The sequence below is a fragment of the Thiobacillus thioparus DSM 505 genome (genome assembly GCF_000373385.1).
GTDB classification, from domain to species: Bacteria; Pseudomonadota; Gammaproteobacteria; order Burkholderiales; family Thiobacillaceae; genus Thiobacillus; species Thiobacillus thioparus.
Genome location: NZ_KB891317.1, coordinates 245,279 through 269,002 on the forward strand (window position 1 = coordinate 245,279; position 23,724 = coordinate 269,002).

Annotated in this window: 18 protein-coding genes; 12 read left to right on the plus strand and 6 right to left on the minus strand. The window is 61.7% G+C overall.

Features of this window, described 5'->3' with window-relative positions; translation table 11 throughout:
- Positions 1-7 precede the first annotated feature (7 nt).
- Positions 8-1,693: an efflux RND transporter periplasmic adaptor subunit gene (locus B058_RS0106910; protein WP_018507750.1), complete on the minus strand. Its 1,686-nt coding sequence runs from the start codon at positions 1,691-1,693 to the stop codon at positions 8-10.
- Positions 1,690-2,880: a TolC family protein gene (locus tag B058_RS0106915; RefSeq protein WP_018507751.1), complete on the minus strand. Its 1,191-nt coding sequence runs from the start codon at positions 2,878-2,880 to the stop codon at positions 1,690-1,692. Before B058_RS0106915 ends, B058_RS0106910 begins: the two co-directional genes overlap by 4 nt.
- Positions 2,881-3,111: 231 nt before the next feature.
- On the opposite strand from B058_RS0106915, the gene B058_RS0106920 reads away from it, so the two are divergent.
- Together B058_RS0106920 and B058_RS0106925 are read left to right on the plus strand one after the other, a co-directional pair.
- The gene (locus B058_RS0106920; RefSeq protein WP_018507752.1) at positions 3,112-3,804 is read left to right on the plus strand and encodes a heavy metal response regulator transcription factor; all 693 of its coding nucleotides are present in this window, start codon (positions 3,112-3,114) and stop codon (positions 3,802-3,804) included.
- Positions 3,801-5,195, plus strand: coding sequence for a heavy metal sensor histidine kinase (locus tag B058_RS0106925; protein WP_018507753.1), 1,395 nt, complete (start codon positions 3,801-3,803; stop codon positions 5,193-5,195). Before B058_RS0106920 ends, B058_RS0106925 begins: the two co-directional genes overlap by 4 nt.
- A gap of 743 nt (positions 5,196-5,938) precedes the next feature.
- On the opposite strand, the gene pepN is transcribed toward B058_RS0106925, so the two are convergent.
- The 3 genes from pepN to B058_RS0106945 all read right to left on the minus strand — a co-directional run bounded on the left by pepN (position 5,939) and on the right by B058_RS0106945 (position 11,067).
- Positions 5,939-8,644 carry an aminopeptidase N gene (pepN, locus tag B058_RS0106935; protein ID WP_018507755.1) on the minus strand — a complete coding sequence of 902 codons (2,706 nt, stop codon included), beginning with the start codon at positions 8,642-8,644 and terminating at the stop codon, positions 5,939-5,941.
- A gap of 24 nt (positions 8,645-8,668) precedes the next feature.
- A protein-coding gene (prfB, locus tag B058_RS17825; protein WP_157265637.1) for a peptide chain release factor 2 occupies positions 8,669-9,773 on the minus strand; the annotation gives its coding sequence in 2 pieces (ribosomal slippage) (positions 8,669-9,691 and positions 9,693-9,773; 1,104 coding nt in all).
- A gap of 13 nt (positions 9,774-9,786) precedes the next feature.
- Positions 9,787-11,067 carry an MgtC/SapB family protein gene (locus B058_RS0106945; RefSeq protein WP_018507757.1) on the minus strand — a complete coding sequence of 427 codons (1,281 nt, stop codon included), beginning with the start codon at positions 11,065-11,067 and terminating at the stop codon, positions 9,787-9,789.
- A 255-nt stretch (positions 11,068-11,322) separates the two neighbouring features.
- Between B058_RS0106945 and B058_RS0106950 the strand changes: the two genes are divergently transcribed.
- From B058_RS0106950 to B058_RS0106965, 4 genes are all read left to right on the plus strand, one after another.
- The gene (locus B058_RS0106950; RefSeq protein WP_018507758.1) at positions 11,323-12,372 is read left to right on the plus strand and encodes a c-type cytochrome; all 1,050 of its coding nucleotides are present in this window, start codon (positions 11,323-11,325) and stop codon (positions 12,370-12,372) included.
- The gene (locus tag B058_RS0106955; RefSeq protein WP_018507759.1) at positions 12,369-12,836 is read left to right on the plus strand and encodes a DUF302 domain-containing protein; all 468 of its coding nucleotides are present in this window, start codon (positions 12,369-12,371) and stop codon (positions 12,834-12,836) included. Before B058_RS0106950 ends, B058_RS0106955 begins: the two co-directional genes overlap by 4 nt.
- Positions 12,837-12,993: 157 nt before the next feature.
- Positions 12,994-13,437, plus strand: a complete 444-nt coding sequence (locus B058_RS0106960) for a universal stress protein (protein WP_018507760.1) — start codon at positions 12,994-12,996, stop codon at positions 13,435-13,437.
- Between the two features lie 36 nt (positions 13,438-13,473).
- Positions 13,474-13,707 carry a hypothetical protein gene (locus tag B058_RS0106965; protein ID WP_018507761.1) on the plus strand — a complete coding sequence of 78 codons (234 nt, stop codon included), beginning with the start codon at positions 13,474-13,476 and terminating at the stop codon, positions 13,705-13,707.
- Positions 13,708-13,777: 70 nt separating this feature from the next.
- Here the strand turns inward: B058_RS0106965 and dsrA are convergent, their stop codons facing one another.
- On the minus strand, positions 13,778-15,082 hold the full coding sequence (gene dsrA / locus B058_RS0106970; protein WP_026240717.1) for a dissimilatory-type sulfite reductase subunit alpha: 1,305 nt from the start codon (positions 15,080-15,082) through the stop codon (positions 13,778-13,780).
- A 613-nt stretch (positions 15,083-15,695) separates the two neighbouring features.
- On the opposite strand from dsrA, the gene B058_RS0106975 reads away from it, so the two are divergent.
- The 6 genes from B058_RS0106975 (at position 15,696) to aprA (ending at position 23,665) form a co-directional block, all read left to right on the plus strand.
- Entirely contained in the window at positions 15,696-16,088 is a 393-nt protein-coding gene (locus tag B058_RS0106975) for a response regulator (RefSeq protein WP_018507763.1), read from the plus strand.
- Positions 16,089-16,094: 6 nt separating this feature from the next.
- Positions 16,095-17,162, plus strand: coding sequence for an HD domain-containing phosphohydrolase (locus B058_RS0106980; protein WP_018507764.1), 1,068 nt, complete (start codon positions 16,095-16,097; stop codon positions 17,160-17,162).
- A 50-nt stretch (positions 17,163-17,212) separates the two neighbouring features.
- Positions 17,213-19,747: a response regulator gene (locus tag B058_RS18140; RefSeq protein ID WP_081616748.1), complete on the plus strand. Its 2,535-nt coding sequence runs from the start codon at positions 17,213-17,215 to the stop codon at positions 19,745-19,747.
- 682 nt (positions 19,748-20,429) lie between these two features.
- Entirely contained in the window at positions 20,430-21,278 is an 849-nt protein-coding gene (locus tag B058_RS0106990; protein ID WP_018507766.1) for a hypothetical protein, read from the plus strand.
- 36 nt (positions 21,279-21,314) lie between these two features.
- Positions 21,315-21,797: an adenylyl-sulfate reductase subunit beta gene (gene aprB / locus B058_RS0106995; RefSeq protein ID WP_018507767.1), complete on the plus strand. Its 483-nt coding sequence runs from the start codon at positions 21,315-21,317 to the stop codon at positions 21,795-21,797.
- Positions 21,797-23,665, plus strand: coding sequence for an adenylyl-sulfate reductase subunit alpha (gene aprA / locus B058_RS0107000; protein WP_018507768.1), 1,869 nt, complete (start codon positions 21,797-21,799; stop codon positions 23,663-23,665). The genes aprB and aprA overlap by 1 nt, the downstream gene beginning before the upstream one ends.
- Positions 23,666-23,724 lie beyond the last annotated feature (59 nt).

Sequence of the window (23,724 nt, forward strand, 5' to 3'; positions counted from 1 at the left end):
AGGTCTCTCAGCGGATCTGCGTAAGCAATGCCGCTCCCTGCGTCACCACCCGGTCGCCATCATGCAACCCCTCCAGCACCGCAACCGTATTGGCGTCCAGCGGCTGCACGCCCACCTGTTTCGGCACGAAGCGTTCGGCGGCGGCGTGCACCCACACGATGGTTTCCCCATTGTTGTTTTTCATGAGGCTGCCTTGCGGCACGGGAATGCCACGGATGGTTTGCTGGGATTGCACGAACACATTCACCGGCTGGCCCACGCTCAACGTGGGGAAGGGAGGCTTGATAGCGAACTGCATGGGAAGCGCCTGTTCGCGCAGTTGATAACTTTGACCGATGAACGCCAGCGTCAATGGCTGGTTGCCGGAAGTCGCGGCGGAAGCGCTCGCCACCTGTCCGACCAGCGTGGTGTCGTAGGCAACGGCCTCCACCCGGAGCCTAGATGGATCAAGCACTTCAAACAGGACTTCCCTGGCTTCCACCACTTGTCCCGCGACCACATCGGCCCGGCTCACCACGCCGGAAACCGGCGCGCGCAGGGCTTCGCGCTGGAACAGACTGGCCGCCACCGCCGCCTTGCGCGCCTTGAGGCTTGCCGCTTCAGCCCGCGCTGCGTCGATCTCCTTTTGCGGCAGGCTGCCCACCAATTGCTCCAACCGCTCTGCGCGCTTTTCAGCCAGGAGCAGATTGCTTGCCAGTTCGGCCAGTTGCGCCTGCTGATTACCCTTGTCTATGTTGCTGGCGGCGGGTTCGATGTAGGCCAGAACTTTCCCTTTCCCCACCTTCATGCCCAAAGTGGGAAAGCCGCCGGCGGGCGCGACAATGCGCCCCGACTGGCTGGACTGCACGCGTCCGCTGAAATTCGGATCGGCACTGACATGGCCGTTGAGCTCAAGCGTTTTGGCAATGTCGCGCGTCTTGACCAGCTCGGTGCGGATGCCGAGCAGCCGCTGCGCGGGCTTGGGTGCAAAAATGCTGCCGTCGGGCAAACGCACGGGGGAAGCCTGCGCGGCGAACGCTACGGTGTTCATCGCAGCAGCAACGGGTGCGGCTTTGGGCTTGTCGCCATGATCTTCGTCGCCGTGGGCATAGCCGGGATTGCTGTGCCCGCCGAGCAGGAAAGCCGCACACACGGGCAACACCAGGCTTGATGCCGCACCCTTGCGGCGGCGGATGCGTTTGAACAGCGCAAACAGCGCGATGGCGCCTGTTAAGCCGCCCGCCGCCCATTTTCCGTAGTCGAGCCAGGCGCGGCCGCGGTCTTCGCCGGGCTTCAAACCGGGTATTTGCAAGGTGCCGATCAGCAAATCCTCCAGGCCGGCTGCTTCCACTCTCACCACAACCTCATGCGTGCCGGGCTGCTTCAGCCAGTCCGCAGCGGCCGTGTAACTGCCGTCTTTCGTCGCCAGTAGCTGAAGCTTGCGTCCGTCACTTTCCAGTTCGATTTTCGCGTTGAGGATAGGCTCGTTGGTGGCGTAGCGGTCGGCAAAGACCGTGAGCTTGCCGTCCTGAAGTACACCCAGCAGTTCTACATCGGGTGATTTCAATTCCAGCAGCGACCCGGACGCAGACAAGCTGACTGGCGCGCGTGCCTCGTTGCCATGGTCTTCGTCGCCGTGGGCAAAGACGAAGCGCGGCATCAGCAAAACCAGTATCCATGGCAAATAAATGGCCATTTTTTTGATTGTCGTCACGGCAAGACTCCCAGAGCTTGATTGAGGCGGGCGCGCGACAGCGCCTGCGCGATTTCTTGTTGGTTGCAAGCCTGCCCGGCGTCAAACGCGGCCGCTCGGGCGCGCAGCAGGGCGAATAGGTCGGTTTCGCCGAGATCGAAGGATTTCTGGATCAGTTCAAGGTTTTCCTGCGTTGCGGCTCGCTGCTGCTGCGCCATCTCCAGCAGTTGACCGGTGGCTTGCAAGCTTTGCTCCGCCTGCTGTATCTGGAATTCCAGCGTGAGCCGGGTGCGGTTGTATTGGCTTTGCGCGTCGGCAAGGGCGGTTTGGGCAGCGCTGATGAGCGGCAGGTTGCGCGCATCGGTGGACAAGGGCAGGCGCATGGAGATGATTACGGAGTCGGCGTAAGGGTCGTTCAGGCTGCCACGCTCCCGGCGCATACCGAGCCCAAGCTCTGGATTGTCGCGGCGCGATTCGATTGCCAGGCGTACTTGCGCCTGCGCCGTTTCGATCGCTTTGCGCGCATCTTCCAGCAACGGATGGTCGTCAGGCAGGGGCTTCGGCAGCACGCTTTCCGACATGTCGTCAGGCAAGGCTGTCATGCCGGTGAGAGTGGCATAGGTTTGCTGAGCCTGGAGTAGCCGGGTACGGCTTAGCAAAACCGCTGCCTGGGCGGTGCGCCATTCATTCTGTGCCAGATTCAAATCGGTCCTGGCCAACTCTCCTGCCCGAACCCGCCGGGCGACATCGTCCGCCAGTTTTTTCGCAGTGCGCGCGCGCGCTTCGTCGAGCTGGATTTGGGCCTGAGTCTGGCGCACTTGCCAGATAGACTCGCGCAGTTCTCCCGCCAGTTTCAGGCGCAACGCACGAATACTGGCTTCCAGGCTACCCTTGCCGGCTTGCGCCTGGCGTTGCCGCGCATCGCGCTGACCGGGCAGCCAGATGGGCAAAGCGATGCCGGCTTCCCACTCGTTCAAGCCCGCATTGTTGGTCAACTGATCGCCGCGATGGCTCAAAATGACGGCGGGTGAGCCGGGCAGCAGACTGTTCGCGGCGACGATCTGGGCATCGCTTTCCGCGCGCCTTGCCTCCAGGATTTGCGCTTGGGGGCTTGTTTCCCAGGCTTGATCCAGAGTTGCGCGCAGGCTGACGGCGTAAACGGGGTTCGTGAGCAGCAAGCCAACAAAAATCAACAGGGTGCGACGCATGATGTTCTCGAATATTCAGGTTAAGTCGCAAGAAAACTCAGTCGTCTGGCGAATGCAGCCTATCGATACCGTCAGGCCATTTTCGGTCACAGCGCCAAGGCGCGCGTTTGACGGTATCCTGCGGATGTGTGCCCAACATCAATCTGACAAGCCGATTACAAATCTGTAATGCGCACCTTCATCGGGAGTGAGCTGTGGCAGGATGCTTCTATCCAGTCTGATGTTCCGACCATGAAAATCCTGATCGTCGAAGACGAGCCCAAGACGGGCGATTACCTGAAGCAAGGTCTCACCGAGGCCGGTTTCGTCACGGATCTGGCTCGCGAGGGATGGGATGGGCTGGAACTTGCCAAAGCGGGGCACTACGATCTGATGATCCTGGATGTGATGCTGCCCGGCATCAATGGCTGGCAGGTGCTCGAAGGCGTTCGCCGGGCTGGCATGGACATGCCAGTGCTGTTTTTGACTGCACGCGACCAGGTCGAAGACCGGGTCAAGGGGTTGGAATTGGGTGCCGACGATTATCTGGTGAAGCCCTTTGCTTTTGCCGAGCTGCTGGCCCGGGTGCGCTCCCTGGTTCGCCGGGGGCATGCCAGTCTGGAATCCGCTGTCCTCAAGGTTGCCGATCTGGAACTGGATCTACTACGGCGACGCGCCACACGAGCAGGGCGCAAGATCGAGCTGACAGCCAAGGAATTCGCCCTGCTCGAACTGTTTCTGCGCCGCAAGGGCGAGGTGCTGCCGCGCAGCCTGATTGCCTCCCAGGTATGGGACATGAATTTCGACTCCGATACCAACGTCATCGATGTGGCGGTGCGGCGGCTGCGAGTCAAGATTGACGAGGGGTTTGAATTCAAGCTTATCCACACCGTGCGGGGAATGGGCTACGTGCTGGAAACCTTCCCGGCAAATGCGGAACCATGAAAATCTTGTCGCTGACTGCCCGGATTAGCCTGCTTTTCGCCGTGGCGGCTTCCCTGGTTCTGCTGACGACGGGCTATTTCCTGACGCAAGTGGTGGAGACCCATTTCGAGGAGGGGGATCGAGACGAACTCAATGGCAAGCGGGCACTCATCCAGAATTTGTTCAAGCACACTTTTACCCAGGCGGAATTGGATTCTCTGCCTCAACAACTGAATGACGCCCTGGTCGGCCACCATGGTCTCGCAGTGGCGGTAATGGATGCGGCGGGCAATATCTGGTTCGCCACGTCAGGCGCGGTTTTCCCACGCACGCTGCTGCAAGATTGTCAAACTCAGCCGATAGCCTGTACGTCCGGCGCCTTGCGGCAGTGGAAGCAGGCCGGGGTGAGCTACCGAGGCATGGCCGTGTCGATGACGACAGGCAGCGGCAAGCGCTACACCGTAGCGGTCGCACTGGACATCGAACATCATGATCTCTTCATGAATAAGTTCCGGTCAGTGCTGGCTCTCGCCATCGCTTTGGCCGCCCTGGCCACAGCCAGTCTGGGCTGGGTAGCCACCCGATGGGGGCTTTCCCCCTTGCGCCAAGTCACCGATATGGTGGCGGGCATGTCTGCCGAACATTTGGCAGAACGCTTGCCGACTACCGATTTACCGGTGGAACTCAAGCCTCTCGCAACTGCTTTTAACGCCATGCTGGCTCGTCTGGACGATTCCTTTCGGCGTCTTTCCGCGTTCTCTTCTGACATCGCGCACGAACTTCGCACACCCATTTCCAACCTCATGACCCAGACCCAAGTGGCACTTTCCAGTGCACGCAGTAATGATGAATACAAGGAGGTTTTGTACTCTAGCCTGGAGGATTATGAACGCATGGCGCAGATGGTTGGCGACATGCTCTATCTTGCACAGGCCGACAATGGCCTGCTCAAACCGGGTCTGGAAGAAGTCAATCTGGCCAATGAAACCCAGAATTTGTTTGATTACTTTGAAGCCTGGGCAGGAGAGCGTGGCGTTTCGCTGGCCCAGACAGGGTCGGCCACCGTTCCTGGCGACCGACTGATGTTGCGGCGCGCGCTCAGCAACCTTATATCGAACGCCATCCAGCACACTCCACCCGGCCAAACCGTGTATGTATCCTTGGCCAGGCACGGGGGGCAGGCCACCGTTTCCGTCGAGAACCCGGGCACGGATATCCCGGCTGAGCACCTCCCCAGACTGTTCGACCGGTTCTACCGTGTTGATCCATCGCGTCAGCGCAAGGGAGATGGAGCTGGGCTGGGGCTTTCCATTGTCAAATCCATCGTTGACGCCCATGGCGGCTCAATCACAGTGATGTCTGCTGATCAAACAACACGGTTCCAACTCACTTTGCCTGCTTTGGAGAAATGATGCTCATACTCCTGATTTGCCGATCACTCACAGAGCGGTGAAGGCCTATACCAGACCGGAAATCGCGTATCGAAGTCCTATGAATGAAGCTCCTTTCACCTCCTAAGGAGCTCATCATGGATGCCATCCCTAATACCGAACATGTTCACGTGCCTTGGAACAAAGGCAAGTTGACCGGCCAGAAGCCGCCCCTGAAGCTTGAGGAAACCCGGGCGATTCGGATCCTCTTCAACTGACCAGACGCACACGGGAACTGGCCCTATTCAACCTGGCTATCGATAGCAAGTTACGTTGTTGTGACCTTGTTGCGCTTCGGGTCAGGGATATTGCCAAGGAAACCAGATTGCCCCGCGCGCTTATGCCAGGATCGTCGATAAATGGATTGCCTCCATCGGGCTTGATCCTTCCGTCTACGGCACACATACGATATCTTGGAGTTGAGGTGGATGACGCTCTGGATATTGCGGAGCAAACGGATGTTTAAGTGTTGAAGCTAGGCAGCGACTGTTCCAGGAATGGCCGCTGTCGGCTTACTACCGACATTTGAACTGCAAGTTGTGACGGTCTGTGGTTCAAAAATGCCAATTTGCATCGTTGTAAGCGGACTTTGATGGGTGTCCGGTTGTGGAGAGCATGACTGGCCGAAAAGGCCGATACCAGGCACCCCTTAAGATCAGCCTGGTTGGCTGCCAAGGGGCGATGGTAGCCCCAACAATTCAGTCAACAAGTACCTGTTTGGCTGACTATCCAGCCTTCAACGCATTCCCTATCACCTCTGCCACATCCTTCGCCAGCCCCTCGACCGCCGCGATGCGTTCCAGCGCGGCGCGCGCATGCGCCTGTCGGTCGGCGTCAAACTGGCGCCAGCGGTCGAAACTGCGCGCGATGCGTGACGCCACCTGCGGGTTCATGGCCTGTAGTTCGCTGATCACATCCGCTGCCAGGGCGTAGCCGTTGCCGTCGGCGGCGTGGAAGTGGCGCGGGTTGGCGCCGCAGAAGCCGCGGATCAGGGCGTAGACGCGGTTGGGGTTTTTCAGGTCGAAGGCGGGGTGCTGCATCAGCGCCCGTACGTGGGTGACGGTTCCGTGCAGGCGCGAGGTGGCCTGCACGGAGAACCACTTGTCGATGACCAGGGCTTCGGTTTGCCAGCGCGTGTAAAAGTCGGCAAGTGCCGCTTCTCTCTCGGGCAAGTCGAGGTTGGCGAGTGTGGCGAGCGCAGCGATTTCGTCTGTCATGTTGCCGCCAGCCTTGAGCTGGACGGCGAGGCGCGGCACGACAGACGATTTCAGATAGTCGGTATCGCTTTCGGCCAGGTAGGCGAGGCAGGCATTGCGCAGCGCGCGCTGACCGACCTGCGCGCCGTCGGGTGCGTAGGCTGCGGCGGGGGCAAGGGCCGTCCACACGGCTTCGAATGAGTCGCGCAGGCGGGCGGCGAGGTGGCGGCGCAGGGCCACGCGCGCGGTATGGATGACGTCGGGGTCGATGATGCCGCCTTGCGCAACCACGGCTTCAGCGAGCACGGTCTCGGCGGGCAGGTTGAGTGCTTCGGCGGCGAGTGCGGGGTCGCCGCGCAAGCCGTCGTCGAGTACGCGTCCGCAGGCGGCAACGAAGGCGTCGGGTATCCAGTCGCAGCCGACACCGCCGGCTGCGATGCCGGCGAGCAGCACGCGCGTCGCCAGTCGCTGGCCGGCCTCCCAGCGGTTGAAGGCGTCGGAGTCAGTCGCCATCAGGTGCGCGAGTTCGGCATCGGTCTGCTCGAATTCCAGTTGCACCGGCGCCGAGAAGTCGCGCAGCAGCGAGACGACGGGGGCGGCGGGTATGGCTTCGAAGACGAAGGTCTGAGTGGGCGCGGTCAGCGACAGGACGCGCGTGGTGCCGGAAGCCGCGGGCTCACCGGCAAGTTGCAGTGGCGCGTCGCGGCCGTCGGGAAGAACCAGTCCGAACGCGACGGGAATATGCAGCACGCCATCGATCACGGGCTGTCCCGATTCGGCCAGGCGCTTTTCGTAGGCGGTGGGCGCGAGGTGCTGGGTGAGCGCGAGCGTGTAGCGCTGGGTCTCGGCGTCATACGCGCCCGTGGCATGCAGGCGCGGCGTGCCGGCACGCGCGTACCAGCGGCGGAACTGTGCGAGGTCGACGCCGGACGCGTCCTGCATCGCCGCGACGAAGTCGTCGCAGGTGACGGCCTGGCCGTCGTGGCGCTCGAAATAGAGATCCATGCCGCGCCGGAAGCCGTCGCGCCCGAGCAGGGTGTGCATCATGCGGATGACTTCCGCGCCCTTGTTGTAGACGGTGGCGGTGTAGAAGTTGTTGATCTCTGCGTAGGAGGCCGGCCGGATCGGGTGCGCCATCGGCCCCGCGTCTTCGGGGAACTGGCCGACGCGCAGGGCGCGCACTTCCTGGATGCGGGTGACCGCGCGCGAATGGGTGTCGGCGCCGAATTCCTGGTCGCGGAATACGGTGAGACCTTCCTTCAGCGACAGCTGGAACCAGTCGCGGCAGGTCACGCGGTTGCCGGTCCAGTTGTGGAAATATTCGTGCGCGACCACGCGGTCGATGCCTTGGTAGTCGGCGTCGGTCGCAGTGTCCGGGCGCGCCAGCACGTATTTCGTGTTGAAGATGTTCAGGCCCTTGTTTTCCATCGCCCCCATGTTGAAGTCGCCGACGGCGACGATCATGTAGCGGTCGAGGTCGTATTCCAGGCCGAAGCGCTGCTCGTCCCAGCGCATGGCTTTCTTCAGCGCCGCCATGGCGTGGCCGCATTGGTCGAGCTTGCCGGGCTCGACGTAGATTTCCAGCTTGACCGGGCGGCCTGAGGCGGTGGTATAGCGGTCTTCGAGCACGTCGAGCTTGGCCGCGACCAGTGCGAACAGATACGCGGGTTTGGGGAAGGGGTCTTCCCAGCGCACCCAGTGCCGCGTCGCATCGTCCTCGCACGCGCCGGCTTTGGCGGGATTGCCGTTGGACAGCAGATGCGGGAAACGTGCGCGGTCGGCTTCCACCGTGCAGCTGAATGTCGCCATCACGTCCGGCCGGTCCGGGAAGAAAGTGATGCGCCGGAAGCCCTCGGCTTCGCACTGGGTGAAGTAGCCGTCTTTCGACTTGTACAGGCCGGAGAGTTGGGTGTTCCGGTCCGGATGAATGTGCACCGTGGTTTCAAGCCGAAACGTATCGGGCAGCGGCGCGACGATCGTCAGCCGGTCGTCGACACAGGCGTAGCGTGTCGGGTCGAGCGCGGCGCCATCCAGCGTCACGCTCATCAACTCCAGCGCTTCGCCGTTCAGCACCAGCGGGCTCGCTTGAGCCGCCGGATTGCGCCGGCAGGCGAGGCGGCTTTTGATTTCGGCATGGCCGTCGAAAATCGCCACGTGAAGATCGACCGCGTCGATCAGCCAGGCGGGCGGGGCGTAGTCCTTGAGAAACAGCGTGACGGGGGTGTCGGTACGCATGGCGTCTCCCAGGAATGCGCGGGCTTAAACGCCCTGTTTCAGGCTTGCTTCGATGAACACGTCCAGATCGCCGTCGAGCACTTTCTGCGTGGCGGAAACCTCGACGTTGGTACGCAAATCCTTGATGCGCGAGTTGTCGAGCACGTAGCTGCGGATCTGGTGGCCCCAGCCGACGTCGGACTTGCCGGCTTCGAGCTTGTCCTGCTCGGCCTGGCGCTTGCGCAGTTCGGCTTCGTAGAGCTTCGACTTCAGCATCGACATCGCCTCGGCGCGGTTCTTGTGCTGCGAACGGTCGTTCTGGCACTGCACCACGATGTTGGTGGGCAGGTGGGTGATGCGTACCGCCGAGTCGGTCTTGTTGATGTGCTGGCCGCCGGCGCCGGACGCGCGGTAGGTGTCGATGCGCAGGTCAGCAGGGTTGATGTCCACCTCGATCGAATCGTCGACTTCAGGATAGACGAACACGCTGGCGAAGCTGGTGTGGCGGCCGCCGGACGAATCGAACGGCGACTTGCGCACCAGGCGATGGACGCCGGTTTCGGTGCGCAGGGTGCCGTAGGCGTAATCGCCCTCGATCTTGATCGAAGCGGATTTGATGCCGGCGACGTCGCCTTCGGATTCTTCCAGCAGTTCGGCCTTGAAGCCCTTGCGTTCGGCGTATTTCAGGTATTGCCGCAGCAGCATCGACGCCCAGTCGCAGGCTTCGGTGCCGCCGGCGCCGGCCTGGATGTCGACGAAGCAGTTGCTGGGGTCGGCCGGGTTGTTGAACATGCGGCGGAATTCCAGCGTGGAGACGTCCTTCTCGATGCCGGCGATGTCGGCCTGAACGGCGGCGAGCGTGTCGTCGTCGTTTTCCTCGCGCGCCATCTCGAACAGCTCGGCGGCATCCTTCAGGCCCGACGCCACATGGTCTAGCACCTGCACCACGCCTTCCAGCGACTTGCGTTCACGTCCCAGTTCCTGGGCGCGGGCGGCGTCGTTCCAGAAGTCGGGGGCTTCGGACAGGCGGATGACTTCTTCTAGACGATCTTTCTTGTGATCGTAGTCAAAGAAACCCCCTGAGTTGGGTGGCACGCTCGCCCAGGTCGGCGAGTTTGGCTTCGATCTGATTGAGGCTTTCGGCTTCCATGATTGTGCTGTGGCTAGGCGGAAAAACCGTGCATTATAGCCCAGGCGGCGACCATCCCCAGCCCCACCGTTCCCATGCCGGCGATCGCGTGACGCGCCATCTTCCAGCCGCCGATGACGAGGGTAAGGGCCGATTTGAAGAACAGGTTGGCCAGTGTGGCGAGCGTGACGACATTGACCACCATGGCCACCGTCAACTTGTCCAGGCTATACAGCCGCAGGCTGGACAGGGTGATGGCGTCGACATCGGTCAGCCCCGATACCAGCGCCACGGCGTACAGCCCGCGCGTTCCCAGCCAGTCGGACAGCCAGGCTGCCGCCAGCAGGACCATCGCATACATCAGGCCGAAGCCCAAAGCCGTGCGCAGTTCGGTAGGGTTGGCCATCGCCAGAGGAGGTAGCGCACCCTGCGGCTGCAAGTGGCGTACCCCGAATGCGGCACCGAGGGTGCCACCGGCCAGCCCGCCAACCAGCACAGGCAGCAGGTGCGGCAACACCCCTGGCGCCAGCACGGCGGCCAGCACGCCGAGGCGCACCAGCACCACCAGGTTGGCCAGCACAATGACGATCACGGCGATCGGCATCATGTCCCGGCTGGCACGGGCGTGGCGGCTGAAGGCCAGGGTCGTTGCGGTGGACGACACCAGTCCGCCCAGCAAGCCCAGCATCACCGCGCCCCGTTCCTGGCCGGCCAGCCGCAGCGCGGCATAGCCCGCCAGGCCCACGCCCGCGATCAGCACCACCATCCACCAGATCTGATAGGGATTGAGCGCGCCATAGGGGCCGTAATTCCGGTTCGGCACCAGCGGCAGGATGATCAGCGCCAGCACCGAGAACTGCAGGACCGACAGCAGGTCGTGGCGGCTCATGCGCTGGCTCCAGCCGCGCAGTTCGGGCTTGAAATACAGCAGCATGGTTGAAACGATGCCCAGCATGACCGCCAGCTGGATTTCGTCGTGCCACACCATCACGCCGAGGCCGTAGCACAGCATCAGCGCCGCCACGGTCGTCGTCCCGGGGTCGCCGTCCTGGGGCGGCGATTGCAGATAGGCTGCGATCATCATCGCGCCGACCAGGAACAACCCCACCGCGATCAGCCACAATTCGCCCAGGGTCGTTGCGAGGTGTGCCGCCAGCACGCCGAGCAACGCCGTCAGGGCAAAGGTGCGCAGGCCTGCCTTCGCCGCCGGATTGCGTTCGCGCTCCAGGCCCATCAGGAGGCCGATCGCCAGTGCCACGACGTAGCGCGGCAACGAGGCCAGTTCGGGAGGCAACCAGTTGATCAGTTCTTTCATCAGTTGTGCGTTCAAAGGGATGCGTGGAATATCGTAGCGCCGGATGGACGCGGTTTTGCATGGCTTCCCGGCTTTGCAAAGCCGATCGATACGGCTATAGCAGATAGGCAGGCGGGGCGACGGCGAGCACTGCCTGCGCGTATTTTTGCATGCCCCGGCAATCAATCGCGCGAAACCGGTTTGTTTTGGGGATTTACAGGTTTAGAATAAATATTAGGATATTTATATATTGTTATTGAACGGAGAGAAACGCTCATGCTGCTTCGTCTACTTGCATTGATCCTGCTTGGCGGATTGGGCTGCTCGCAGGCCGAGGCGGATCTGAATGGCGCCAAGCTGTATGCGCGTAACTGCGCCGCCTGCCATGGCGAAAAGGGCACGGGCGGCATCGGCATTCCCCTCGCGCTGCCTTCGTTCCAGGCCAGCATCAGCGACGACTACCTGCGCAAGACCATCCACCTTGGCCGTCCGGGCCGGGTCATGCCAACCTTTTCCAGCCTGAAGGAAGATGAAATCGACGCCATCGTCGGCTACGTGCGCTCCTGGAACAGCGGACGGGCCGTCACCTATTCGGATAAACCGGTGCAGGGCAATCCGACGCACGGCAAGCAGCTGTTCCAGAAATACTGCGTCGCCTGCCACGGCGTCAATGGCGAAGGTGCAAAAGGCACAGGGGTGACGTTCTCGCGTCCGCGCGACCTGCCGATCATGGCGCCGGCGCTGCACAATCCCGGTTTCCTGGCCGCGGCGCCCGACGCCATGATCAAGGCCACGCTGATGAAAGGGCGCGAAGGCACGCCGATGGTTTCCTTCCTCAAGCAGGGACTCAAGGAAAAGGACATCGACGACATCGTCAGCTACGTGCGCAGCTTCGAGAAGCAGCCGCTTGCGGGCTCGGCGCAGGTATTGCAGGCGGAGAATCCAGTGATCGTTCGCGACTCGCCCTACGACCTGAAAACCACCGTGGAAAACGTCAAGACGGCGGTGACCACCCACAACTTCTTCTATGGGCGGGTGCAGACGCTGGAATATGGCCTGACCAAGCCGGAAACCGAAAACCCGAAACAGGTCATCGTCTATTTCTGCAACATCAGCCTGCTCAACCAGGCCCTGGCCATCGATCCGCGTGTCGGCATGTTCCTGCCTTGCCGCATCACCATCCTGGAAAAGCCGGACGGCAAGGTCCAGGTGATGTCGGTCAACCCCAAGGTGCTGAGCCGGCTGTTCAACAATTCCGAGTTGAATGAATTGTGCGAGCAGATGAAGCAGAACTACACCGCCATCATGGAGGAGTCGACGCTATGAAGAAACTGATGCAGAAAATGGGCGTTGCCGTCCTGGCATTGCTTGCCCTTGGTTCTCCCGCCCTGGCGGAAGACCTGATCATGGCGCGCATGAACGCCCCCTTTCCCGAGGCGATGACGCTGCTGCAAAGCGCCATTTCGTCCCGTGGCTATACGATCACCCGCCTGCAACAGGTGAACGAAAACCTGGCCCGGCGCGAATTCAAGAGCGACATGTACCGCGTGGTGTATTTCGGCAAGCTGGACGAAGTGCGGCAGGTGACGGCCGCCCATCCCGAACTGATCCCCTTCCTGCCGCTGAACATCACGATTTTTGCAGAAGGCGAACAGGCCATCCTGGTGGCGAGCCATCCGCAGGCGCTGCAGCAGTTTTTCCCGGATCCGGCCCTGAAACCCGTGCTGGAACGCTGGGAAAAGGATATGGACGAGATCATGGACGAATTGCGCGAAGGCGCCGACTCGTAAACGTAGCGTCTGCCGTCACGCGCTTGCCGCCCGGCAGCGTCGGGCGGAAATCAATGGACTATGATGAATTCACACGGTCTGCAGCCTGTCGTGATGAGGGCGGACGGTTGTGAGGCGCCCGGCTTTCCCGGACGTACGCACGTAAGCGAGGTGCATCATGTACAAGTCCATTCTGGTGGCGATCGATGGCAGCCAGACATCCGAACTGGCGCTGAACGAGGCCATTCAATTCGCCAGGGCGGCAGGATCGCGCCTGCGCATTGTCAACGTGGTGGATGAAGTGAACCTCAACTGGTCTGAATTCCCGAACACGGCGGAACTCTGGGACGTGCTGGTCGCTAGCGGGCGAGCGCTGCTCGGCAAGGCAGCTTCCACGGCAGCCGAGGCCGGCGTCGAGGCCGATACCCGGCTGATCGAACTGGACAGACTGGGCGATCGCATCCCCGATGCCTTGGCGCGCGAAGCCGACGCCTGGCCGGCCGATCTGATCGTGGTCGGGACGCATGGCCGGCGCGGTCTGAGCCATCTGTTACTGGGAAGCGTCGCCGAGGGAATCGTGCGTGTGGCGAGCAAGCCGGTCCTGCTCGTCCGCGGCAAGTAGCCGTGTTTTTCTCCCGTTTTCGATAAGGAGAGCAAGATGAACGCAAGGCTGAATGACGTGCTTGTACACATCAACGAAACGCTCGACGACGAGGCATTGCATCGTCTCGAGGAGGGCATCCGCCATGATGCGGGCGTGATATCGGTGGGACATCGCCCGGAAAAAACGCACATGATCATGGTGGTCTACGATACGGACGCCACCCGGGCGTCCAGCCTGCTCCATCGCTTCCAGGAGCGAGGGCTGCACGCCCAGGTTGTCGGGCTGTGAGGCCCGCCTGGCCCAGCAGACAGCCACCCGCGCCGGCGCGGGTGGCGTCATCCGACGATACCTGTCTCGCTCAGGCCGCTTGCTGCCTGTATTCCACCCACTTGGCCACCTGCTCGTCCCAGTCGTCGGAACGGAAGTAAGGGTTGGAACGCGGCTCCTTGATCATGTTGGGATCGACCGGGATATCCATGCCTTCGAGGAAGTTGGAGAGTCCGATGCGCTCGATCATTTCGCCAGTGCGCTCGTGGTCCAGCGCGTTCTCCGCGAAGAAGTCGAGGATGTTGCGGGCCAGTTCGTTCAGCTTCTCGAAGTCCTCGTCGGTTTCCAGCTTCATGAACGGAATGATCACGCTGCCCATGGTGGCGCCGATCTTCAGCACGCCCTTGCCGCCCACCAGGATGGACACGCCTTTGTCGTTACCGGGCAGCAGGCCGCCGGGAATGACATTCAGGCAGTGCATGCAGCGCACGCAGTTCTTGTTGTCGATGCACAGCGCATTGCCGTCGCCCAGCTTGGCAACCGAAGTGTGCGCGTCCACCCTGACCTGATCCTCGGGTACGACGGTGATGGCCTTGGTCGGACAGCGGCCGACGACGTCGTTGTAGAGGTCGTGCATGCCGTGCACCTTGTAATAGTCCTGCACCAGTGCCTCGTTGACGCGGATGTTGTCGCGCCAGGTGCCGATGGTGGCCATGTCGGAACGCTGGATGGCGTTGACGCAATCGTTCGGGCAGCCGGAGAACTTGAATTTGAACTTGTAGGGCAGGGACGGACGGTGCATGTCGTCCAGGTTGTTGTTGATGACGGTGCGTAACGCGCGCGCCTCGTCGAAACACGACATTTCGCAGCGTGCCGAACCCACGCAGGACATCGAGGTGCGCAGCGCCGGGCCGGCGCCGCCGAGGTCGAAGCCGATCTCATTGAGGCCGTTGAACACCGCCTGCACGTTCTCGCTGCTGACGCCCTGGAACATGATGTCGCCTGATTGGCCATGGAAGGCGATCAGGCCCGAGCCGCCGTTGTCGACCCACACGTCGCACAGCTTGCGCAGCAGGTCGGAGGTGTAGTGCATGCCGGCCGGCGGCTGCACGCGTAGCGTGTGGAATTCGGCGGCCTCGGGGAAGAGCGGCTTGCCGGATTTGTCCTTCAGCTCGGTGAAGCGCGGAATGATGCCGCCGCCATAGCCGAACACGCCGACCGTGCCGCCTTTCCAGAAGCCCTTGCGGGTTTCGTAGGAGGTTTCCAGCTGACCGATCAGGTCGGCCATCATGCCGTTGTCCTTGGCCAGTCGCTTCAGGCCAGTCACGAAGCTCGGCCACGGTCCGCTTTCAAGCTGGTCGAGCATGGGAGTGTCATAGAGGGGGCGAGTAGACATGGCAGTCTCCAGAGAATTAAGGAAGACCTTTTCCAGTCTAGACAATACCTGACTGATTTTCTCGGGATTACCCCAAATGGGTAGGTTTTTCTGTAACACATTGTTTTTGTTATGAGTGTGTGCGTCGTGCCAATGCCATTTTCCATGCCGTGCGCTTTGGTCGTGTTGGATAGGTGGTCCTCTGCGGCCGTAAGCCGCCTGGTGTGCTGTGGATCAGGCGCCGGCGTTTCGTGAATTCGATGTCCAACTTGTTTTATGAGAAGGCTGCTCTGGTACAGACGCCACGCAGAAATGATCGAGAGCCAGCGTGGCTGAAACCAGGAACAACTTGCTGCCGCCAAGCAAGACCGCTTGATGCGCGTTGCGTAACGTGCGCATGCCGGCTGGACCGACAGCGGTACCCTGTTGTTTAATAAACCGCGCAATCGGGGTAGACATGACGTGAAGAGGCAGGGTCGCGCGACGGAACCATGACCGTTATTCTCGATGAGATGGCCTATGCTGGTTGTAATCGAGGTGTGCGCTGGCCTTGGCCGGCCGCATCGACACGAACATCAGAATAAAAAATTTAAAGCGGAGGACAGTCCGAACCGGAAGGCTGAAGGAATGTACCGTGGCAACTGTCCTGATCATTGAAGACAACCCCCACAACATGAAGCTGGCGAGCTTTCTGTTGGAAAACGCCGGCTACACGGCATTGCAGGCGAGCGACGCGCAAGCCGGAATCGCGCTGGCGCGGATGCATCGGCCTGACATCATCCTGATGGATATTCAGCTACCCGGGATGGACGGGCTCGCCGCCACCCAAGTGATCAAGGCAGATGCCGGCTTGCGGCATAGCAAGGTTTTTGCGCTGACTGCCTTTGCCATGAAAGGCGACGAGGACAAAATCCGGGCGGCGGGCTGCGACGGCTATATCGCCAAGCCCTTCAATTACCGAAGATTTCTCGAAACGATCGCGGCCGCGCTGCCCGCCGACGCGACCATAGACCTGCAGGGAGAATAGGCACACATGGACGCCGCCGTCATACAAAAAACCATCCTGATCGTCGATGACGATGCCAAGAACCGGGCCCATCTCTCGCTGCTGCTGAAAGCCGAAGGCTATCGCACGTTCGAGGTGCAGACCGGCGAAGCCGCCCTCCAGTGGGCGACGACGGAGAAACCGGACCTCATCCTGCTCGATGCCATGATGCCGGGCATGGACGGCTTTCAGGTCGCGGCGGAACTCAAGGCCGCCGATGCCACCCGGGCCATCCCCATCATCATGGTGACCTCCCTGTCGGGACGCGAATCGAGGCTGGCCGCCCTGCAGAGCGGCGTCGAGGAATTCCTCACCAAGCCGGTGGACCGCGCGGAATTGTGGGTACGCGTCCGGAACCTCTTGCGGCTCAAGGAATACAGCGATTTTCTCGCCAACTACAACCACACGCTGGAAGTCCAGGTGAGGGAACGCACCGAGCAACTCGTCGAAAGCCAGTTCGACACGCTCTACACCATTTTGCGCGCGGCGGAATTCCGCGACGAGGAAACTGGTGCGCATATCCGCCGCATCAGCCACTATTGCAAGCATCTGGCTGGACAATTGGGGATGCCGCAGGACTTCGTCGAGACGATCTATCATGCGAGCCCACTGCACGACATCGGCAAAATCGGCGTGCCGGATATGGTCCTGCTCAAGCCGGGCCGCCTCGATTCGGTGGAGTGGGAGAGCATGAAGTCCCATTCCGAACTCGGCGCCAGGATCCTGGGCAGCGGGAGGAGTACTTCGCCCTACACCCGCATGGGTGCGGCCATTGCCCAGAATCACCATGAGAAATGGGATGGCAGCGGCTATCCCGGCCGGCTTGCGGGGGAAGCCATCCCGCTGGAAGCGCGGATCATGGCGATCTGCGACGTGTACGACGCGCTCCGCAGCGTACGTCCCTACAAGCTCGCGTTTACCCACGAGCAAGCCTTCAGCCTGATCGTCGAGGGAGACGAGCGGACCCACCCCAGCCATTTCGATCCTGCCGTACTGGCTGCGTTTACCCGCTGCGCCGACGTATTCAACGACATCTACCAATCGCACACCGACTGAGCGATGGCGCGCGCACCCACCTCCCCGACCACACCGACACGAACCTCGCCATGACAGAATCGACAGACTCCGGAAACGCCCGAGAGCGGGCCCTGTGGTACGGCCATGCGATGGAACAGCTGGTCGAGGTGGTGCAACGCCTGTCGATGGCGCGCGACCTGGCCACGGTGATGGACATCGTCAAACATGCGGCGCGTGCGCTCACCGGCGCCGACGGCGCAACCTTCGTGCTGCGCGACGGCGACAAATGCTTCTATGCCGACGAGGATGCGATCAGCCCCCTGTGGAAAGGGCAGCGTTTTCCCATGGATGTCTGCATCAGCGGCTGGGCCATGTTGAATCGGCAGCCTGCAGTGATCGAGGACATCTACGCCGATTCGCGCATTCCCGCCGATGCCTATCGCCCCACCTTCGTCAAAAGCCTGGCGATGGTGCCGATCCGCACCCTGGATCCGGTGGGCGCCATCGGCAACTACTGGGCGGAGCGGCATCAGCCGAGTCCGGAACAGGTGAAGGTGCTGCAGGCGCTCGCGGACACGACGGCGGTCGCGCTGGAGAACGTACAGGTCTACGCGGAGCTCGAGAAGCGCGTTCGCGAACGCACCCTGGAACTGGAAACCATCCTCGACAACATCCAGGTGGGCGTCGTTTTTTCCACCCACAACCGCATCGTGCGCGCCAATCCCAAGACAGCCGACCTGTTCGGCACGGTTTCGCCTGACGCGCTGGTGGGCACGCCGATCCGCTCGCTGCTGCAGCCGACAGGAAGCGGGACGCTATGGGGCGACTCCGGGCAGGAACGTGCGCCAAGCGAGATCTTCGATACCGAAATCCAGCTGAAGCGCCAGGCCGTTCCGTTCTGGGCGCACGTCGTCCACAAGCCGCTGGATCCCGAGCTTTATCCGGACGGCGCGATCTGGATGATCGACGATATCAGCGCAGCCAAGGAAAAGGAAAGCCTGCTCATCCAGATGCACCAGGCCGCCGAGGAATCGACCCGCTTCAAAAGCGAATTTCTGGCCAGCATGAGTCACGAGCTGCGCACGCCGCTCAACGCGATCATCGGCTTCTCGGAAGTGTTGCGCGACGGCCTGGTCGGCGAACTGAACGACAAGCAGCACGAGTATCTGTGCGACATATTCGACAGCGGCCAGCATCTGCTCGCGCTCATCAACGACGTGCTCGATCTATCCAAGGTCGAGGCGGGCAAGATGCACCTGGAACTGGAGAAAACCGATCCCATCCCCTTGTTGGGCGGCAGCCTCTCCATCGTCAAGGAGAAATCGCTGGCGCACCGGATCAGCCTGAAGCTGGAAGTGCCCGAGGAGATGGGGCCGTGCTGGCTGGATCCGCGCAAGCTCAAGCAGATCGTCTACAACCTGCTTTCCAATGCGGTCAAATTCACGCCGGAAGGCGGCGCGGTCACGCTGCATGCCGGCGTGGTGACGCGCGAGGCGGCGTTGCAGCGGGCAGACGATCTGCCCGAAGTGCGCACGCCGCTTCCCGAGAACGTCGATGCCTTCCTGCAGATCGACGTGTCCGACAGCGGCATCGGCATCGAGGCGGACGACATGGCGCGGCTGTTTCAGCCTTTCGTTCAGATCGACAGCTCGCTGTCCCGCCGTTTCGAAGGAACGGGCCTGGGTCTGGCGCTGGTACGCAAGCTGGCGGAGCTGCATGGCGGCGCCGTGCGGGTGGCCAGCCTGCCCGGCCGCGGCAGCCGCTTTACGGTATGGCTGCCTTACCGCGACACGCCCGGCGAATCAGACAGGCAGGCCATCCTGGTCCGGCCCGATGCCATGCCGGTGGTGGCGGAAGCACCGCGGGTGCTGGTGGTGGAGGACAACAACCAGGCGGCCGATCTCATCCGCATGCAACTGGAGGCCAACGGCTGCGAAGTCATGCGCGCGGCTTCGGCCCGGATCGCGCTCTCCATGCTGAACGAGCCGCCGTGGCCCGACCTGATCAGCCTCGATATCCTGCTGCCCGACATGGACGGCTGGGAGCTCCTCGCCCAGATCAAGCAGAACCCGCAGTTCGCGCAGATCCCCGTGGTCATCATGTCGATCGTCGCCGACTGCAGCAAGGGCTTCTCGCTGGGGGCCGCCGAGGTGCTGCAAAAGCCCGTGTTGAAGGATGGCCTCGATGCCGCACTGGAGCGGCTCGGGCTCGGGCGCACCGACGAAGCCGGCAAGCCGCAGACCATCCTGGTCGTAGACGACGATCCGCATGCGGTCGAGCTCGCCATGGCCTACCTCAGATCCTTCCCCTTCAAGGTGCTGCAGGCGTCTGGCGGAGCGGAAGGCATTTCGATGGCGCAAACCCATCTGCCCAGCCTGATCATCCTCGACCTGATGATGCCGGAGGTGAGCGGCTTCGAAGTGGTGGAGGCGCTCGCCGTGCAGCCCGAAACGGCCAAGATCCCCATCCTCGTCCTCACTGCCAAGCTGCTGACGGCGGAAGATCAGCACGCGTTGAACGGCCGCGTCACCCAGATCATGGAAAAGTCGGATTTCAACCAGCGCCGCTTCATGAGCGAAGTATGGCGGGCGCTGGGCCGCAGGCAGTTTGTCCCGCTACAGTAACCCTCAGGAGAATGCATGATTTGAGGTTGTTGGCTGTCTCTTGTTTGGGCAGAGACGTCTGTGGCCTCAGGGTGATTGAACGGCAGGGGGCGCGCGCTTTGCTGACGCTGGAAACGAACTCAGTCTGAATAGCCACTCGCACTCGCTAGCTTGGCAAGCGGGTAACCAACTCCGAGGGCCAAACACGGCTAGCCGGACAGATTGTCTTTAAAATCAAGCATATCGTCGCGGATTTTGCGATGTTGCCGACGTCGGGATCGACGCCCCCGGCGCCTCTCGCCCGCCGGATACGGATAACAGGCCTGTCGGAGCATGCCGATACTGTCGTAAGTTTCGTCTGACACCATCCGGGCTGGCGCCGGCAACGGGATGTTAAGCCGCGAATAAGTGGCTTGCTTGGTGAGACGAATAGAAAATCTCCGCATTGAGAACCACCGACGTTCGCCGCTCCTTGTTCTCGGCCGACAAATTTCCCCTTGCAAATAAATTTGCCAGCCCTATGGTGCATAACTGGTTTGCGCTATGTGGACCGGCCGAGGGATACCCAATCATCGGACAACAGCGAATAGCGATTTGGGGCCTCGAGGCAGTGTGTTCTGCAGCATGCATCTGTAGGCGCCTAGCTATTTCGTATACGAAGGGCTCGTGTTCGTATTTTTGAGACCTGAGGAGATCTGAACCCATGATCGCTAGCAACCCTTTCGCCGAACTCGCCGCCTTCATCCCCCCGGCTGCCATGCAGACCTACGTCGTGCTGATGGTTGTTCTGGTGGTGGTCGGGACGGTACTCGACATGCTGCACAAGAAAAGCGCCCGGTACTTTTTCGAGAATGCCAGGGCGGCCAAAAAGAACGCGACGCGCACGCTGAGCGCGGGTGAAAAAGGCGCACTGGCCTTGAAGACCGTCGCCAAGGAGGTACTGACCTCGGGCGAATTCAACAATCCCAAACGCCGCATTTCGCACCTCTTCACCATGTACGGCTTCATCATTTTTGTGGTCACCACGGCGATCCTGATCTTTGCCTATCCGACCCCGGACTATCCGGCGCCGACCGTCGTGCCGCTGCTGTGGCACCTGGGTGCGGCCATGCTGTGCCTGGGGGGGTACTGGTTCTGGTTCAGCATCCGCGTCGACGTCGCCTCCGAGGGCGTCAAGTGGTATCGGCTGAACGGGCGCGGCGACCTTTTCATTGTCGGCCTGCTTGGCATGGCCAGCTTTGCGCTGCTCTGGTCTTTCTCCATGGGCGCCGGCGCGTTGAACAGGCTGTTCTTCGTATTGTTCGTCGCCTTCAGCACCCTGCTCTTCGGCTCGGTGTACTGGTCCAAGTTCGCGCACATGTTCTTCAAGCCTGCGGCCGCTTTCCAGAAACGCGTCATCAAGGCGGATGGTTCGAGAGAAAACATGCCCGCGATCTACGACGTAGCGGATCCCGAAGTGCAGGCGAGGTTTCCGGATATCCCGGCCTACATGGGCGCCAATCCGCCCAACATGGGACTGGGCATCAAGCGTGAAGCGCCCAACCATTTCTGATAGCCCGGTCAACCCGGCAGGATCGAGAGGAACCCCATGCCTACCTTTGTGTACATGACGCGTTGCGATGGTTGCGGATACTGCGTCGACATCTGTCCGTCGGACATCATGCACATCGACAAGGTCACACGGCGCGCCTACAACATCGAACCGAACATGTGCTGGGAGTGCTACTCGTGCGTCAAGGCCTGCCCGCAGGACGCGATCGATGTGCGCGGCTACGCCGACTTCGCCCCGCTGGGCCATTCGGTGCGCGTCCGCCGCGACGAGGAAAAAGGCGTCATTGCCTGGCGCATCAAGTTCCGCAACGGCGAAAAGGACATGGAGCTGCTGGCGCCGATCACGACGAAGCCCTGGGGCAAACACATCCCGCAACTTTCCGCCGTGCCCGCGCCGAGCCAGGCGATGCGTGACAGCCAGTTGCTGTTCAACGAGCCCAAATACATCCGCATGGACGAAGGCGATCTGCACACGCTGGAATCGAACGGTCTCGTCATGAAGGAAGGGGTGTACTACTGATGGCTTACAACACGGTGGTCGAAGACAACATCGACGTCCTCGTCGTGGGCGCGGGCCTGGGCGGCACGGGCGCTGCGTGGGAAGCGCGCTACTGGGGGCAGGACAAGAAGATCGTCATCGCCGAAAAGGCCAACATGGACCGTTCGGGTGCAGTGGCCCAGGGCCTCTACGCGATCAACTGTTACATGGGTACGCGCTGGGGCGAGAACAAGCCTGAAGATCACGTCCGTTACGCGCGCATGGACCTGATGGGGATGGTGCGCGAAGACCTGCTGTTCGACATGGCGCGTCACGTCGATTCCGCCGTCCACCAGTTCGAGGAGTGGGGCCTGCCGATCATGCGCGACCCCAAGACCGGCCACTATCAGCGCGAGGGACGCTGGCAGATCATGATCCACGGCGAATCCTACAAGCCCATCGTCGCCGAGGCCGCCAAGAAATCCGCCGACAAGGTCTTCAACCGGGTCTGCATCACCCATCTGCTCATGGACGACGCCAAGGAGAATCGCGTGGCCGGCGCGGTCGGCTTCAACGTCCGTACCGGCGATTACCATGTCTTCAAGTCGAAGACGGTGATCGTCGGCGCGGGCGGCGCCTCCAACATCTTCAAGCCGCGCTCGGTCGGCGAGGGCGCGGGCCGCGTCTGGTATGCGCCGTGGTCGTCGGGCTCGGCCTACGGCCTGATGATCCAGGCGGGCGCGAAAATGACCCAGATGGAAAACCGCATCGTGCTCGCGCGATTCAAGGACGGCTACGGCCCGGTGGGGGCCTACTTCCTGCACCTCAAGACCTACACTCAGAACTGCAACGGGGAAGAGTACGAGTCGAAGTGGTTCCCGGCGCTCACCGAAATGGTCGGCAAGGAATATCTGGATACGGAAGGCCAGCACCTGTCCCACAAACCCATTCCGACCTGTCTGCGCAACCACGCATTCATCTCCGAGGTGAACGCCGGCCGCGGGCCCATCCACATGGTGACGATGGAGGCCTTCCAGGATCCGCACCTCGAGGAGATCGGCTGGCACAACTTCCTCGGCATGACCGTGGGCCAGGCCGTGTTGTGGGCGGCGACCGACGTCAATCCGAAGTACGAGAATCCGGAGCTGACCACTTCCGAGCCCTATGTCATGGGCTCGCACGCGACCGGCTGCGGCGCCTGGTGTTCAGGCCCGGAGGACGTTTCTCCTCCGGAATACTTCTGGGGCTACAACCGCATGACCACGGTCGAAGGCCTGTTCGGCGCCGGCGATGCCGTCGGCGGCACGCCGCACGCGTTCTCCTCGGGCTCGTTCACCGAAGGCCGGCTGGCCGCCAAGGCGGCGTGCAAGTACATCGACGACGGCAAGGCCGAAGGCATCGAGGTTTCCGAGGCGCAGATCCAGCGCCGCGCCGAAGAAATCTTCAAGCCGCTGGAGCATTACCGGGTCTACCGCAACGAAATCACCGCGGGCAGCGTCAACCCGCACTACATCAACCCCAGACAGGGGCTGGACCGGCTGCAGAAGCTGATGGACGAGTACTGCGCAGGGGCGACGGTCAACTACATGACCAACGACAAGCTGCTGCAGATCGGCCTGAAGAAACTCAAGATCATGGAAGAAGACCTCGACAAGATCGCCGCCGAGGACATCCACGAACTGCTGCGCGCGTGGGAGCTGAAGCATCGCCACCTCACGTCCGAAGCGGTCATGCAGCACACCCTGTTCCGCAAGGAAACCCGCTGGCCGGGGTACTACTACCGCGGAGACGCGATGAAGCTCGACGACGCCAACTGGCACGTCCTCACCGTATCGCGTCGCGATCCCGAGACCGGCGAATACACCATGGAAAAGGCTCCGTGCTACCACCTCGTCGGCAAGGAGGAGTAAGCCGCAACCCCGGCGCGCCCGAGGGCCGCTGCCGGCCACCCGGAAGCCCCGCACGTTGC